The organism is Rhodococcus sp. Z13, assembly GCF_025837095.1.
GTDB lineage: Bacteria > Actinomycetota > Actinomycetes > Mycobacteriales > Mycobacteriaceae > Rhodococcus > Rhodococcus sacchari.
This window is the reverse complement of record NZ_CP107551.1, coordinates 2,801,931-2,816,020: the sequence shown is the minus strand read 5'-3', so window position 1 is coordinate 2,816,020 and position 14,090 is coordinate 2,801,931. Positions and strand designations below refer to the sequence as shown.

General features: G+C 71.2%; 16 protein-coding genes. 12 read left to right on the top strand and 4 right to left on the bottom strand.

What is annotated here, in order from left to right; genetic code table 11:
* The first annotated feature begins 93 nt into the window (after positions 1–93).
* Genes dnaJ through OED52_RS12830 form a run of 3 tightly spaced genes read left to right on the top strand, consistent with a single transcriptional unit; the run spans position 94 to position 2,872 of the window.
* On the top strand, positions 94–1,242 hold the full coding sequence (gene dnaJ, locus OED52_RS12840; protein WP_264151264.1) for a molecular chaperone DnaJ: 1,149 nt from the start codon (positions 94–96) through the stop codon (positions 1,240–1,242).
* An 8-nt stretch (positions 1,243–1,250) separates the two neighbouring features.
* The gene (locus OED52_RS12835; RefSeq protein WP_264151263.1) at positions 1,251–2,009 is read left to right on the top strand and encodes a 16S rRNA (uracil(1498)-N(3))-methyltransferase; all 759 of its coding nucleotides are present in this window, start codon (positions 1,251–1,253) and stop codon (positions 2,007–2,009) included.
* A 50-nt stretch (positions 2,010–2,059) separates the two neighbouring features.
* The gene (locus OED52_RS12830) at positions 2,060–2,872 is read left to right on the top strand and encodes an alpha/beta hydrolase family protein (protein WP_264151262.1); all 813 of its coding nucleotides are present in this window, start codon (positions 2,060–2,062) and stop codon (positions 2,870–2,872) included.
* On the opposite strand, the gene OED52_RS12825 is transcribed toward OED52_RS12830, so the two are convergent.
* The gene (locus OED52_RS12825; RefSeq protein ID WP_264151261.1) at positions 2,816–4,429 is read right to left on the bottom strand and encodes an MFS transporter; all 1,614 of its coding nucleotides are present in this window, start codon (positions 4,427–4,429) and stop codon (positions 2,816–2,818) included. The genes OED52_RS12830 and OED52_RS12825 overlap by 57 nt on opposite strands.
* A 142-nt stretch (positions 4,430–4,571) precedes the next feature.
* Here OED52_RS12825 and OED52_RS12820 point away from each other — a divergent pair, with 142 nt between their 5' ends.
* The 5 genes from OED52_RS12820 to era all read left to right on the top strand — a co-directional run bounded on the left by OED52_RS12820 (position 4,572) and on the right by era (position 9,262).
* Positions 4,572–5,222 carry a TetR/AcrR family transcriptional regulator gene (locus tag OED52_RS12820; protein ID WP_264151260.1) on the top strand — a complete coding sequence of 217 codons (651 nt, stop codon included), beginning with the start codon at positions 4,572–4,574 and terminating at the stop codon, positions 5,220–5,222.
* A 103-nt stretch (positions 5,223–5,325) separates the two neighbouring features.
* Positions 5,326–6,387, top strand: a complete 1,062-nt coding sequence (locus OED52_RS12815; protein WP_264151259.1) for a PhoH family protein — start codon at positions 5,326–5,328, stop codon at positions 6,385–6,387.
* A gap of 49 nt (positions 6,388–6,436) precedes the next feature.
* Positions 6,437–6,979 (top strand): rRNA maturation RNase YbeY, encoded by a 543-nt coding sequence (gene ybeY, locus OED52_RS12810; protein ID WP_264151258.1) that lies wholly within the window; start codon positions 6,437–6,439, stop codon positions 6,977–6,979.
* A gap of 55 nt (positions 6,980–7,034) precedes the next feature.
* Positions 7,035–8,348 carry a hemolysin family protein gene (locus OED52_RS12805; protein ID WP_264151257.1) on the top strand — a complete coding sequence of 438 codons (1,314 nt, stop codon included), beginning with the start codon at positions 7,035–7,037 and terminating at the stop codon, positions 8,346–8,348.
* On the top strand, positions 8,345–9,262 hold the full coding sequence (era, locus tag OED52_RS12800) for a GTPase Era (RefSeq protein ID WP_264151256.1): 918 nt from the start codon (positions 8,345–8,347) through the stop codon (positions 9,260–9,262). Before OED52_RS12805 ends, era begins: the two co-directional genes overlap by 4 nt.
* Before the next feature lie 17 nt (positions 9,263–9,279).
* Here era and OED52_RS12795 read toward each other — a convergent pair whose 3' ends face one another.
* From OED52_RS12795 to OED52_RS12785, 3 genes are all read right to left on the bottom strand, one after another.
* Positions 9,280–9,876: a TetR/AcrR family transcriptional regulator gene (locus tag OED52_RS12795; RefSeq protein ID WP_264151255.1), complete on the bottom strand. Its 597-nt coding sequence runs from the start codon at positions 9,874–9,876 to the stop codon at positions 9,280–9,282.
* A complete protein-coding gene (locus OED52_RS12790; protein WP_264151254.1) occupies positions 9,843–11,252 on the bottom strand; it encodes an amidase in 1,410 nt (469 codons plus the stop codon). The genes OED52_RS12795 and OED52_RS12790 overlap by 34 nt, the downstream gene beginning before the upstream one ends.
* A gap of 81 nt (positions 11,253–11,333) precedes the next feature.
* Positions 11,334–11,540, bottom strand: coding sequence for a hypothetical protein (locus OED52_RS12785; protein ID WP_264151253.1), 207 nt, complete (start codon positions 11,538–11,540; stop codon positions 11,334–11,336).
* 83 nt (positions 11,541–11,623) lie between these two features.
* Here OED52_RS12785 and recO point away from each other — a divergent pair, with 83 nt between their 5' ends.
* Genes recO through OED52_RS12765 form a run of 4 tightly spaced genes read left to right on the top strand, consistent with a single transcriptional unit; the run spans position 11,624 to position 14,088 of the window.
* Positions 11,624–12,439: a DNA repair protein RecO gene (gene recO / locus OED52_RS12780; RefSeq protein WP_264151252.1), complete on the top strand. Its 816-nt coding sequence runs from the start codon at positions 11,624–11,626 to the stop codon at positions 12,437–12,439.
* Complete coding sequence (locus OED52_RS12775) at positions 12,396–13,202, top strand: isoprenyl transferase (RefSeq protein WP_264151251.1); 807 nt, start codon at positions 12,396–12,398, stop codon at positions 13,200–13,202. Before recO ends, OED52_RS12775 begins: the two co-directional genes overlap by 44 nt.
* Positions 13,199–13,624 (top strand): hypothetical protein, encoded by a 426-nt coding sequence (locus OED52_RS12770; protein ID WP_264151250.1) that lies wholly within the window; start codon positions 13,199–13,201, stop codon positions 13,622–13,624. Before OED52_RS12775 ends, OED52_RS12770 begins: the two co-directional genes overlap by 4 nt.
* The gene (locus tag OED52_RS12765) at positions 13,621–14,088 is read left to right on the top strand and encodes a T3SS (YopN, CesT) and YbjN peptide-binding chaperone 1 (RefSeq protein ID WP_264151249.1); all 468 of its coding nucleotides are present in this window, start codon (positions 13,621–13,623) and stop codon (positions 14,086–14,088) included. The genes OED52_RS12770 and OED52_RS12765 overlap by 4 nt, the downstream gene beginning before the upstream one ends.
* Positions 14,089–14,090: the final 2 nt, after the last annotated feature.

Below are 14,090 nucleotides of genomic sequence, written 5' to 3'. Positions count from 1 at the left end.
CGCTCGGTGAACACCGAGCGTGGGGCGCTCGGTGAACGCCGGGTGCCGTTGTCCATCGACTGAGTAGAAAACCAAGTAAGGACGAAACCTGACGTGGCACGGGACTACTACGGGACGCTCGGCGTGTCCAAGAACGCGACCGACCAGGAGATCAAACGGGCGTACCGCAGGCTGGCGCGCGAGCACCACCCCGATGTGAACCCGAGCGAGGACGCGCAGAAGCGCTTCCAGGAGATCTCGGCCGCCTACGAGGTGCTGTCCGATCCGGAGAAGCGCCGCATCGTCGACATGGGCGGCGACCCGCTCGAGTCGGGCGGTGGCGCCGGAGCCGGTGGCTTCGGCGGGTTCGGCGGCGGCCTCGGGGACGTCTTCGAGGCGTTCTTCGGTGGCGGCGCCGGCGGCAGCCGTGGCCCGCGCGGCCGCGTCCAGCCGGGCGCCGACTCACTGTTGCGCACCAAGCTCACCCTCGAGGAGTGCGCGCGCGGCGTCACCAAGACGGTCACCGTCGACACCGCGATCCTGTGTGACGCGTGCACCGGTTCGGGCACGCACGGTGATTCGAAGCCGGTGCGGTGCGAGACCTGTGGCGGTGCCGGCGAGGTGCAGTCCATCCAGCGGTCGTTCCTCGGCCAGGTCATGACCTCGCGGCCGTGCCCCACCTGCCGCGGTGTCGGCGAGACCATCCCGGATCCCTGCCGCAAGTGCGGTGGCGACGGCCGTGTCCGCGCCCGCCGCGACATCACCGTCAAGGTGCCCGCGGGTGTCGGCAACGGCATGCGTATCCGGCTCGCCGCGCAGGGCGAGGTCGGGCCCGGCGGCGGTCCGGCCGGCGACCTGTACGTCGAGGTCATCGAGCAGCAGCACGACGTCTTCGTCCGCGACGGCGACGACCTGCACTGCACCATCCGTGTGCCCATGTTCGACGCTGCGCTCGGCACCAAGGTGACGGTCGAGACGATCCTCGACGGCCCCATGGACATCACCGTCGACCCCGGCACCCAGCCCGGTTCGGTGACGGTGCTGCGCGGCCACGGCATGCCCAAGCTGCGCTCGGGCAACCGCGGCGACCTGCACGCCCACCTCGAGGTCGTCGTCCCGACGCGCCTGGACCACAAGCAGACCAAGCTGCTCGAGGATCTGCGCCGGCACAGCGACCGTGAGCGCGCCGAGGTCGTCACCACCGGCTCGCAGAACTCCGGTGGTCTGTTCTCGCGTCTGCGCGACGCGTTCAGCGCCCGCTAGGCCGCCCGGTGGCCGCGACGCTGTTCTACCTCGATCCGCTGCCCGAGGAGGGTGGCACCGCCGTACTCGACGGCAAGGAGGGGCGGCACGCCGCGACGGTGCGCCGCATCGCTGTCGGTGAGCGTCTCGTACTCGCCGACGGTGCCGGCGCCGTCGCCGACGTCGAGGTCACCGCGGTGGCCAAGGACCGGCTCGAGGCCCTCGTGCTCGCCCGCCGCGTCGTGGACCCGCCGCACCCGAAGGTGACGGTCGTGCAGGCGCTGCCGAAGTCCGACCGGTCCGAGCTCGCCGTCGAACTCGCCACCGAGGCGGGCGCCGACGAGTTCGTGCCGTGGCAGTCGGCGCGCTGCGTGGCCCGGTGGGACGCCAAGGCGGACAAGGGTGTTGCCCGCTGGCAGGCGGTCGCGACCGCCGCGGCGAAGCAGTCGCGCCGGCCGTACGTGCCGAGCGTGTCGCCGCTGCACCGCACCGCCGACGTCGTCGCCCGCGTCCGGCAGGCCGCCGACCGCGGCGAGTCGGTGCTCGTGCTCCACGAGTCCGCCACCGTGCCCTTCGCCGACCTGCCGCTGCGGGACGTCGAGGCGCTCACCCTGGTGGTCGGCCCGGAGGGTGGGCTCGACGACAGCGAGGTGCAGGCGCTGACCGAGGCCGGGGCCGTCGCGGTCTCCCTCGGTCCGACGGTGCTGCGCACCTCCACCGCCGCCGCGGTCGCCCTCGGCGCCATCGGGGTGCTGACCGACCGCTGGCGGACCCGGCCCCCGCACTGAGGGAGCGAGGGACCCTCACGGGCCCCGATCCCCGTACCGAAGGATTCCTCTTGGCTCGCACGAAGATCGCCTACGGCCCGCACTCGCAGCAGTTCGGGCACGTCTTCCTCCCCGACACCGCGGCGGTCACCGGACCCGTCCCGGTCGTGATGGTCGTCCACGGCGGATCGTGGCACGCCCGTTACGGACTCACCCTCGGCACGGCCCTGGCCGCCGAACTCGCCCGGCGCGGCCTGGTGGTCTGGAACGTCGAGTACCGGCGCCTCGGGGCCGGCGGGGCGTGGCCGGAGATGTCCGCCGACATCGTCGCGGCGTTCGAGGCGATCACCACGCTGGTCGCGCCGCACGCGCGGCAGGCCGGCATCGACGTCGACCTCGACCGGATCCGGCTGGTGGGGCATTCCGCCGGTGGCCAGCTCGCGGTGTGGCTGGCCGGCGAGACCACCTCGCGGCGACCGGAATTCGTCGTCTCGCAGGCCGGGGCGCTCGACCTCGTGTCGGCGGGTGAACGGGGCCGCCGGGTGGAGCAGTTCGAACTGCTCTTCGGTGCCCCGTACGACGGGGCTCCCGAGACCTACCGGTCGGCGTCCCCGATGCACCGGGTCCCGATAGGCGTGCCGGTCGTCGTGCTGCACGGTGACGCCGACGAGCAGGTGCCGGTGAGCGTGGCCCGCCGCTACGCCGAGGCCGCGCGCGCGGCGGGGGATCCGGTGTCCGACGAGGAGTTCGACGGTGAGGACCACGTCGCCTTCCTGAACCGGACAACCCGTGCGTGGGCCCGCTCGCTCGAGCTGCTCACCGTGGATTCAGCCGCGGACCTCGGCTTCGTCGCGGATCTGCAGGCCCGCTCGGCGGGGGAGTAGCACCGCCACGGCCACCGTACCGACGAGCAGCACGATGCCCGCCACCAGGCTCGCCGACGAGATGGCCTGCCCGAACGCCGCCGACGACGCGTCGAGCAGGGGCTGCGCGTAGGTCTTCGCGAACGGGTGGGCGGCGAGTTCCTCCGCGACGATCGCCGCGCCGCCGACCGAGTCGCCCGCCGCCTCGATCGCGGTGGAGGCCTGCTCGGCCATCGGCCCGCTCACCGTGTCCAGCGGCAGCCCGTCGAGGAACACGGAGATCTCCCGGTGGTAGGTGGTCGCGAGCACGGAGCCGAGCAGGGCGATGCCCAGGGAGCCGCCGAACTCGACCGCAGTGTCGTTGAGGCCGCCCGCCGCACCGAGATCGTCCTCGGGGAAACCGCCCATGATCAGATCCGTGGACGGGGGCGTGGCCAGGCCGATGCCGAAACCGACCAGCAGCAACGAGGTCAGGAACGGCGGATAACCGGCCGACAGGTCGAGGATCGCGAGCACGAGCACCCCGGCCGCGGCGGCGATCGTGCCGCCCGCCACCGCGAGGCGCGCACCGAAGCGTGGGGCGAGCCGTCCGCTCAGCGCGGCGCCGAGCGAGACGGTCACGGCGAGGGGCAGCAGCCGCAGGCCGGTCTCGAGCGGGGCGTAGCCGAGCACGAACTGGAACTGCTGGGCGACGAAGTAGATCACTCCGAAGGTGACGAGGAACAGCAGCAGCACGGCGAGGCAGGCGCTGCCGACGGTCCGGTCGGCGACCCGCCGCAGGTCCAGGAGCGGTCGCGGACACCGCAGTTCCCACGCGACGAACACCGCCGCCGCGACGACCGAACCGACCAGTGCGACGAGAGCGCTTCCGGCCCAACCGAAGTGGAAGCCCTCGATGATCGCGTAGACGATGCCGCCGACCGCGGCGACCGACAGCGCGCCGCCGATCCAGTCGATGCGGGTGAGTCCCTCGGCCCTGGATGCGGGGACGAGGACGAGCGAGGCGACGGCCGCGAGCGCGGCGATCGGCACGTTGATGAGGAAGGTCGAACCCCACGAGTTCCACTCGAGGAGCCAGCCGGCGAGCAGCGGCCCGAGGGCGATCGCGAGCCCCGAGGTGGCGGCCCACGCCGCGATCGCGCGGGCGCGTTCGTGGGAGGGGAACATCGCGACGAGCAGCGACAGCGTCGCGGGCATGATCACCGCGGCGCCGACCCCCATCACGATGCGGGCGACGACGACGTCGACGGCGCTGTCGGCCAGGGAGCCGTGGATCGCGCCCGCCGCGAAGGTCGCGAGCCCGGCGAGGAGGGCGCCGCGACGGCCGTACCGGTCGCCGAGCACGCCGCACAGCAGCATCAGTGCGGCGTACGGGACGGTGTAGCCGTCGATGATCCACTGCATGTCGGTGCTGGTGAGCTGCAGTTCGCGGAGCATGCTCGGGGCCGCAACGATCAGCGAAGTGTTCGCCATGACGACGATGAGCAGGCTCAGGCACAGCACGAGCAGGCCGGCCCAGCGTCGCCGATAGGGTTCGGCCTCCGCGGTTCTGCCCGCCGGGGTGACGGTCGTGGTCATCGGTCCTCCTGGGATGCGGCGTGGAACGCTGGAACGGGCGACGAGCCCAACTTGCACATCGATGTGCAAATTAATTCTTTGCACATTCGTGTGCAACTAGAATGGAATCCAGATCACATCTCGGTGGAAGAGGTAGTACAGCGTGGAGCACCCGGTCGCCCGATCGCGCACCCGATTCAACGCGAACCGCGCCCGGATCCTCGAAGCAGCGATGGCCTGTTTCGCCGCGGATCCCGATGCGAGCATGGACGACGTCGCCAAGGCCGCCGGAGTGGTGCGCCGCACCGTCTACGCGCACTTCCCTAACCGTGACGCCCTCGTCGAAGGTCTCGCCGACGATGCCTCCACCGCCCTCGCCGCCGCCCTCGACCATCCCGAACCCGACGACCCGGCCGTCGCGCTGGCCGTGGAGGTCCTGCGCACCTGGCCCGTCGGTGACCGCTACCGCGTGCTGCTGTCCTTCGCCCGCAAGGAACTGGGGGAGCAGCGCATCGCCGATCTCGTCGCCCCGGTCCGCTCCCGCGCCCTGGCCCACGTGGAGCGGGGCCGCGCCACCGGTCAGTTCTCCGACTACCTCCCGGTGCCCGTGCTCGTCGGGATGATGGAGGGCCTGACGATGGCCACTCTCGAACAGGCCAATCTCGGTCTGGTGAACGACGCCGGCGACACCGTCGTGCTCGGCAACCTGGTGCTGGCGGGCATGCCCCCGGAGCGCGCGCGGGAGGTCCTCGCCGGCGCGCGGACGTGGACGGCGCGGATCCCGGCCGGGGACGCACCCACCGAACTGCGGTGACGCACGCTATAGCGCGGAGGCGGGGGTCGTCGCGGCGCTAGACTGGCACGGACACGACAGCCGTCGTGCCGGAGCCGACCCGAAAGCAGGACGTACCGTCCACGTGAGCGAACCAGACCGACCCAACGGGCCCGCCGAATTCGAACCGACCACGGTCAGGTCCAGCCTGGACCTCCCCCCGGAGGCCGCAGCGGCCCTGCTCGGAGCGGCCGACCAGAACCTGATCGCCCTCGAGGGCCTCCTTGCGGCGGACATCCACGTGCGCGGCAACGCCGTCACCCTCACCGGAGCCCCGGCCGACGTCGCCCTCGCCGAACGCGCCCTCGCCGAACTCGTCACCCTGGTACGCCGCGGCCAGCCCCTCGGACCCGACGCCGTGCGCCGCACCGTGGGCATGCTCACCCAGGGCCTGTCGGAGTCCCCGGCCGACGTCCTCAGCCTCGACATCCTGTCGCGGCGCGGCAAGACGATCCGGCCCAAGACCCTGAACCAGAAGCGCTACGTCGACGCGATCGACGCGCACACCATCGTCTTCGGTATCGGCCCCGCAGGCACCGGCAAGACCTACCTCGCGATGGCGAAGGCCGTCCAGGCGCTGCAGACCAAGCAGGTCAACCGCATCATCCTCACCCGGCCCGCCGTCGAGGCCGGCGAGCGGCTCGGCTTCCTGCCGGGCACCCTGTACGAGAAGATCGACCCCTATCTGCGTCCGCTGCACGATGCGCTGCACGACATGATGGATCCCGAGGCCATCCCGAAGCTCATGCAGGCCGGCGTCATCGAGGTCGCACCCCTGGCATTCATGCGTGGCCGCACGTTGAACGATGCGTTCATCATCCTCGACGAGGCGCAGAACACCACCGCCGAGCAGATGAAGATGTTCCTCACCCGCCTCGGCTTCGGGTCGAAGATCGTCGTCACCGGCGACATCACCCAGATCGACCTGCCGGGCGGGGCCCGCTCGGGCCTGGCCGCCGCCACCGAGATCCTCGACGGCATCGACGACATCCACATCGCCCGCCTCGACAGCAGCGACGTCGTCCGCCACCGCCTGGTCTCCGACATCGTCGACGCGTACAACCGCTTCGAGGCGACCCGCGACGACGGCGCCGGCGGAAACCGCGCGCAGCGCCGCGCCACCCAGCACAGGGCGCAGCGCCGGTGAGCACCAACCCCTCTCGTCCCCACCCCGTCGTGCAGAAGGAACGCCAGTCATGAGCATCGAGATCTCGAACGAATCGGGTATGGACGTCGCGGAGGAGGACCTCCTCGACGTCGCTCGTTTCGTCATCGCCCGGATGGACGTGCATCCGGCCGCCGAGCTGTCGATGGTGCTCGTCGACCTCGACACCATGGCCGATCTCCACGTGCGGTGGATGGATCTGCCCGGCCCCACCGATGTGATGTCCTTCCCCATGGACGAACTCGAACCGGGTGGCCGTCCCGACGCACCCGAACCGGGACCGTCGATGCTGGGCGACATCGTGCTGTGCCCGCAGTTCGCCGCGGATCAGGCGGCCAAGGCCGGACATTCGGTCGGACACGAACTCGCGCTGCTCACCGTGCACGGCATGCTGCACCTGCTCGGCTACGACCACGCCGAGCCCGAGGAGGAGAAGGAGATGTTCGGCCTGCAGAACCAGCTCCTCGCCGAGTGGTACGAGGAACTGCGCCGCGCCGAACACGAGGCGCTGCTCGCCGAACGTGATCGGAAACTGCTCGGCAAGGCCGGTTTCGTCGACAACCCCGAATCATGAGCGGCCCCGTCGACGACAGCGCCGCGCCCGGACCCGGTAGGGGAGGAGCGGCTGCGTGAACACCGTGTCCCTCGTCGTCCTCGCCGTCGTCCTGGTGGTGCTCGGAGGACTGTTCGCCGCGGTCGACTCGGCCCTCAACACCGTCTCCACCGCGCGTGCGGAGGAACTCGCGAAGGACGGCCGTGCCGCCGCCCGCCGGTTGCTCGGCCTGCTCGACGACCGCCCGCGCTACGTCAATCTCACCGTCCTGCTGCGCATCCTGTGCGAGATCACCGCGACGGTGGTGCTCGTCGGTGCGCTCCTCGCGGTGCTCGACCGGACGTGGGCGCTGATCGTCGGTGCCACCGTGATGGTGATCGTCGACTACGTCGTCATCGGTGTCGGCCCGCGCACGCTCGGACGTCAGCACGCCTATCCGATCGCGTTCGCCGCGACCGGTCCGCTGCGGATCCTCGGTGTGCTCCTCGGCCCGATAAGCCGCATCCTCATCAGCGTCGGCAACGCCGTCACTCCCGGTAAGGGATTCCGGAACGGCCCGTTCGCCAACGAGATCGAACTGCGGGAACTCGTCGACCTCGCCCAGGAGCGCGGTGTCGTCGCCGACGAGGAACGCCGGATGATCCAGTCCGTCTTCGACTTCGGCGACACGACCGCCCGTGAGGTGATGGTGCCCCGCCCCGAGATGGTGTGGATCGAACAGGACAAGACCGCCGGGCAGGCCACCTCCCTGGCCGTGCGCAGCGGTCACTCCCGCATCCCGGTGATCGGCGAGAACGTCGACGACATCCGCGGCGTCGTCTACCTCAAGGATCTCGTCCGGCAGACCTACTACCACCGCGACGGCGGACGCAGCGTCGCCGTCGCCGACGTCATGCGGCCGGCGGTGTTCGTGCCCGATTCGAAGCGGCTCGGCGACCTGCTCGCCGACATGCAGCGCGACCGCAACCACATGGCGGTGCTCGTCGACGAGTACGGCGGTATCGCCGGGCTGGTGACGATCGAGGACATCATCGAGGAGATCGTCGGCGAGATCGCCGACGAGTACGACATTGCCGAGATCCCCGACGTGGAGGATCTCGGCGACGGGACCTACCGGGTCTCGGCCCGCCTCGCCGTCGAGGATCTCGGTGAGCTGTTCGACATCGACATCGACGACGACGAGGTGGACACCGTGGGTGGCCTGCTCGGCCACGAACTCGGCCGCGTCCCGCTGCCGGGCTCGGAGGTGCGGAGCCACGGGTTGCTGCTGCGCGGCGAGGGTGGACCCGACGTGCGTGGGCGGGTGCGGGTGAGCACCGTCCACGTGAGCCGGATACCCGAGGAGAAGGAGACCGACATCGACCAGGACACGACCGAGGAGCACGCATGACCGACCCCGAATTCCGTTCCGGATTCATCTGTTTCGTCGGACGACCCAACACGGGTAAGTCGACGCTGACGAACGCGCTGGTCGGCAGCAAGATCGCCATCACCTCGTCGCGCCCCCAGACCACCCGGCACACCATCCGCGGCATCGTCCACCGCGACCACGCGCAGCTCGTGCTGGTGGACACCCCCGGTCTGCACCGGCCGCGCACCCTCCTCGGGCAGCGCCTGAACGATCTCGTGCGCGACACCTACTCCGAGGTCGACGCGATCGGCATGTGCTTCCCTGCCGACGAGAAGATCGGTCCCGGCGACCGCTGGATCCTCGAGCAGGTGCGGCACGTGGCGCCGAAGACCCCGCTCGTCGGTATCGTGACGAAGATCGACAAGGTGGGCAAGGAGCAGGTCGCGGCCCAATTGCTCGCGGTCTCCCGCCTCCTCGGCGAGGACTGCGACGTGGTGCCGGTCTCCGCGGCGTCCGGCGAACAGGTGGAGGTCCTCGTCGACGTGATCGCCTCCCACATGGAACCCGGCCCGGCCTTCTATCCCGACGGGGAGCTCACCGACGAGCCGGAGGAGACCCTCATGGCCGAGCTCATCCGCGAGGCCGCACTCGAAGGACTCGGCGACGAGCTGCCGCACTCCCTCGCCGTGGTCATCGAGGAGGTCACCGAACGCGAGGGCCGCACCGAGAAGCAGGGCCCGATGCTCGACGTCCACGCCCTGCTCTACGTCGAACGACCCAGCCAGAAGGGCATCGTCATCGGTAAGGGCGGCGCCCGGCTGCGCGAGGTGGGCACCGCCGCGCGCCGGCAGATGGAGAAGCTGCTCGGCGTGAAGATCTACCTCGATCTGCACGTGAAGGTCGCCAAGGACTGGCAGCGCGATCCCAAGCAGCTCGGCCGCCTCGGCTTCTGATCACCCGGCTCCTGTGATCACCCGGTTCCTGCGGCTCCCCGCAGGAGCGTGAGCACCGCCGCGGCCACGTCGGTCTGCGCCCCCGTCGACAGGCGGCGCAGCTGCATGCCCGCGACGGTCGCCACCAGGGTCGGGGCGATCGCCTCGGGTGCCTGCACCCCCAGCGCGATGAGCACCGCGACCGTCAACGCGTCGTAGGCGCGCCAGCAGCGATCCGCGGCGGGCCGCAGATCCGGATCGCGCCCGGCCTGCACGTACAGCTCGAACGGGGCGATCCGTTCGGCGGTGAACGCCAGGTCGTGGGCGATCCGCTCGGTGAGATCGGCGGCCTCGGCCAGCGACAGCGCCTGCGAGCGGTACTGCTCGGCCAGCTCGCGCAGCCGCGCGGTCTCGTCGTCGACGAACGACACCAGCGCGGCGCGCAGCAGGTCGGCCTGCGTGGGGAAGTGGTAGGTGATCGACCCGAGCGACACCCCGGCGCACGCGGCGATGCGCCGGTTGGTCACCTCCGGCACCCCGTGCGTGCCGACGAGCTGCAGGGTGGCGCGCAGGATCTTCGAGCGCGCGTCGTCGCCGGTGGTCACCACCAGCGCTCCGGGGCCTGCTCGTGCCACCGCAGCACCGATTCGAGCTGGGAGGCGAGGGAGATCAGCAGCGGTTCGGAGTCCTGCGGACCGAGGAGCTGGGCACCCACCGGCAGGTGCCCGTCGACGAACCCCGCCGGCACGTTCACCGCGGGCCAGCCCAGCACGTTCCACGGCCACGCGTAGGGGCACGCCCCGGTGACGACCTTGTCGGTCGCCCAGCCGCCGATCCCGTCGATGGCGGTCACCGGCAGCGGCGGTGTCGCGGTGGTGGGGGCGAGCACCACGTCGAACTCCTCGAAGATCCGGCCCACCCGCCGCTGCAGCCGCGGTTCGGCGGCGCGCGACGCCTGCAAGGGCAGGCCCCGCAGCAGCCGGCCGAGCCGGGCGTTGCTGCGGGTGCGGGCGTCGGCGAGGGCCGGATCGGGCAGCCGGTTCAGCCACTGCTCGATCCCGGCCATCGACCGCGGCAGGAAGGCCAGCCCGAACTGCAGACCGTATTCGGGATCCGCCAGCGTCACCTCGTGCCCGAGATCCCGCAGCACCGTGGCGAGGGCGGCGATGCGGGTGCGCACCCGGGGATCGAGCTTCGCGGGGGTGCCGGAGAACGGAATCTTCAGTGACAGAGCAATTTTCAGCTGTCCCGGATCGCGGCCGACCGCGTCGGACACGGTGAGCGGGGGACGGGTGTGCAGATCGTCGGGGTGGTTGCCGGAGACGACGTCGAGCAGCAGCGCCGCATCGGCGACGGTGCGGGCGAGCGGGCCGTGGGTGGTGATCCCGAAGAAGGCCTCGGGATCGGGCCACATCGACACCCGGCCCCGCTGCGGTTTGATGCCGACGAGATTGGACCACGAGGCGGGGATGCGCACCGAACCGGCGCCGTCGGAACCGAGTGCGGCCGGGACGAGACGTGCGGCGACGGCCGCGGCGCTGCCGCCCGACGAGCCGCCGGGGGAGTGCTCGCGCGACCACGGGCTGCGGGTGTGCCCGAAGGCGTCGCCGCTCGTGAGGGGCCACTGACCGAGTTCGGGGGTGTGGGTCTTGCCGACGATCACCGCCCCGGCCTCGCGCAGGCGGCGCACCACCTCCGCGTCGGCCGTCTTCGGTTCGAAGTCGCCGGCGCAGCCGAACATCGTCGTCTCGCCCACGATGTCGGTGTCGTCCTTGATCGCGATCGGCACACCCAGCAGGGGGCGGAGTTCCCCGGCGACGCGGCGCCGGTCCGCCTCGCGGGCCTCGGCGAGTGCAGCGGCGCGGCGGACGGCCCGGAAGGCGTTGAGCGCCGGCTGGGCCTCCTCGATGCGGTCCAGGCAAGTCGTCACCAGCTCGACCGAGGTGGTCTCGCCCCGGTCGAGGGCCTCGACGGTCGAGGTGAGGTCGGGAAGGTCGGTGCGCGCGTCCATGGAAGTCCCCCTCTGTTCGTTCGAACGAACAGTAACGTGTTCTCGTTCTTCCTGTCGAGACTCCGACGGGAAGAGCGCAGATCAGGGCACGTGCATCAGCTTGCGGGCCAGGGTGAACAACCGGCGTCCGAGCCGGATAACCGGCAGACCCAGCGGGATCAGCAGGATCGTCACGCACAGCACCGCACCGACGAGCACGACCACCCCCGCGACGATCGCCAGCACGGTCCCGAGCACCGCGGTGAGGAGCCCCACCACCACGTCGAGCAGACCTTTGAGGGCACCCATGACGACCTCCTGACGTCCATTGTGCGCCGCCGCCGGAGCAGGTGACGGCCGCGGTGTCGCCGCCACGTGACAGACTCGGGGGCGTGAGGCTGTATCGGGACAACGCGGTGGTGCTGCGCCAGCACAAGCTCGGCGAGGCCGACCGCATCGTCACCCTGCTCACCCGCCGGCACGGTCTGGTCCGCGCCGTCGCCAAGGGGGTGCGCCGCACCCGCTCGAAGTTCGGTGCCCGCCTCGAGCCGTTCGCCCACATCGACGTCCAGCTCCACCCCGGCCGCAGCCTCGACGTCGTCACCCAGGTGCAGACCCTCGACGCCTTCGCCGTCGGCATCGTCGACGACTACTCCCGCTACACCACCGCCTGTGCGATCCTCGAGACCGCCGAACGGCTCGCGGGCGAGGAGCGGGCCCCCGTGCCCCGGCTGCACGCCCTCACCGTCGGGGCACTGCGCGCGGTGTGCGACCGGGTCCGCCCACCCGAGCTGATCCTCGACGCCTACCTGCTGCGCGCCATGACCTACGCCGGCTGGGCGCCCGCGATCACCCGCTGCGCGCGGTGCGACCGCCCCGGCCCGCACACCGCCTTCCACGTCGCCGCCGGCGGCGCGGTCTGCGTGCACTGCCGCCCGCCCGGGGCGGCCACCCCCTCCCCGGAGGTGTTCGCGCTGCTCGACGCCCTCGACCGGGGACGCTGGGCCGACGCCGAGACCGCCGACACCGCGGTGCGGCGTCAGGCCAGCGGCCTGGTCGCCGCGCACCTGCAGTGGCATCTCGAACGGCAACTGCGCTCGTTGCCGCTCGTCGAACGCGGCACCACCAACCGGGCTGATGACGCCGCCGAAGGCGTCCGGCAGGATGGGGAGCGTGATTCGACGACGTACCACGCCCCCATCGTCTGAGCGGGTGATCCGGCCGCCCGACCCGCACCCGTCGGGGGCGAAGCCTCCCGTGCTGCAGCCCGAGCTGATCCCGCAGCACGTCGCGCTGGTGATGGACGGCAACGGACGCTGGGCCCAGGAACGCGGCCTGCCGCGCACCGCCGGGCACGAACGCGGCGAGGCCGTGCTCATGGACACCGTGTGCGGATGCATCGAGATGGGCGTCAAGTGGCTCTCGGCCTACGCCTTCTCCACCGAGAACTGGAAGCGCAGCCCCGACGAGGTCCGCTTCCTCATGGGCTTCAACCGCGACGTGATCCGCCGCCGCCGCGACGAGATGCACGAGATGGGCGTGCGGGTCCGCTGGGCCGGTCGCCGTCCGCGACTGTGGCGCAGCGTCATCAAGGAACTCGAGATCGCCGAGGAACTGACGAAGGACAACGACGTCCTCACCCTGACGATGTGCGTCAACTACGGTGGGCGCGCCGAGATCGCCGACGCCGCAAGGGAGATCGCGCGTCGCGTCGCCGCGGGACAGCTCGACCCCGAGCGGATCACCGAGGCCACCGTCGCCCGCTATCTCGACGAACCCGACATGCCCGACGTCGACCTGTTCCTGCGGCCGTCCGGTGAACAGCGCACCTCGAACTTCCTGCTGTGGCAGTCGGCCTACGCGGAGTTCGTCTTCCAGGACAAGATGTTCCCCGACTTCGACCGGCGCGACCTGTGGGCGGCCTGCGTCGAGTACGCCTCCCGCGACCGCCGGTTCGGAGGCGTGAAGTGACCACGCTGCGCGAACGCATCGGCACCGCCCTCGCGCCGTTCGTCGACGTCCGCACCCCCACGGCGCCGGAGAACGGCGACGGCTCGTTCGGATTCGACTACGGCGCGGTGCCGTTCGCGCTGCAGGTGGTCACCCTCACCGAGGGTCTCGACGTGGTGTCCGTCACCGGGGTGCTTGCCTGGGACCTCCCGCTCGACGCGCAGGTGCGGTCGCGGGTCGCGGCCGCCGCCGACGCCCTGCAGTTCGGCTCGGTGCACCTGATCGAACGCGACGCCGACGCCGACGTGGTGCTGCGGTACTCGTTCCCCGCGACCGGCCTGAACGACACCGCACTGACCACGATGCTGCTGCTCGTGCTCGACGGCGCCGCCGACGCGCGCGGCGCCGTCGCCGGGACACCCGATTCGGAGGAGACGCCGTGACCGTCGCGGACGACCTGCGGGAGGTGATCGCCACCGCCTCGATCGGGGTGCTCGACGAGCCGCCGGAGATCGACGAGGACGGCGACGTCCTGATCTGGGTCGGGGACGTGCCGACCTGCGCGAGCCCGGATGCCGAGACGAGCCGTGTGGTGTTCACCACCTATCTGGTCGAGGGCGTCACCGAACCCGCCGACGCGGTGCTCGCCGACCTGCACCGGGACTTCCCGGGCTTCGCGTTCGTCGTCGACGGCGATCGTCTCCTGGCCGAACGGCAGGTCGACGCGCCCCTCGAGGTGTCCCTGCTCGAGCAGGTGGTGGGGGACCTGCCCGCGCTCGTCGCGCAGGTGCAGACCCTGGCGACGCGCCTCGGTGGGGCGGCGTGCGTGTTCGAGGAGGAGACCGGCGTGGACGCACCGAACCTGTTGGCCGGCGGGTGCGGCTGCGGGGAGTGCACCTGCGGCTGAGC

What these genes read in the sequence shown, in the direction of transcription:
- era (WP_264151256.1), top strand. Translation starts at nt 8,345, where the DNA reads ATGACCGACCCCGAATTCCGTTCCGGATTCATCTGTTTCGTCGGACGA.
- OED52_RS12775 (WP_264151251.1), top strand. Translation starts at nt 12,396, where the DNA reads ATGGGGAGCGTGATTCGACGACGTACCACGCCCCCATCGTCTGAGCGG.
- ybeY (WP_264151258.1), top strand. Translation starts at nt 6,437, where the DNA reads ATGAGCATCGAGATCTCGAACGAATCGGGTATGGACGTCGCGGAGGAG.
- OED52_RS12790 (WP_264151254.1), bottom strand. Translation starts at nt 11,252, where the DNA reads ATGGACGCGCGCACCGACCTTCCCGACCTCACCTCGACCGTCGAGGCC.
- OED52_RS12785 (WP_264151253.1), bottom strand. Translation starts at nt 11,540, where the DNA reads ATGGGTGCCCTCAAAGGTCTGCTCGACGTGGTGGTGGGGCTCCTCACC.
- OED52_RS12825 (WP_264151261.1), bottom strand. Translation starts at nt 4,429, where the DNA reads ATGACCACGACCGTCACCCCGGCGGGCAGAACCGCGGAGGCCGAACCC.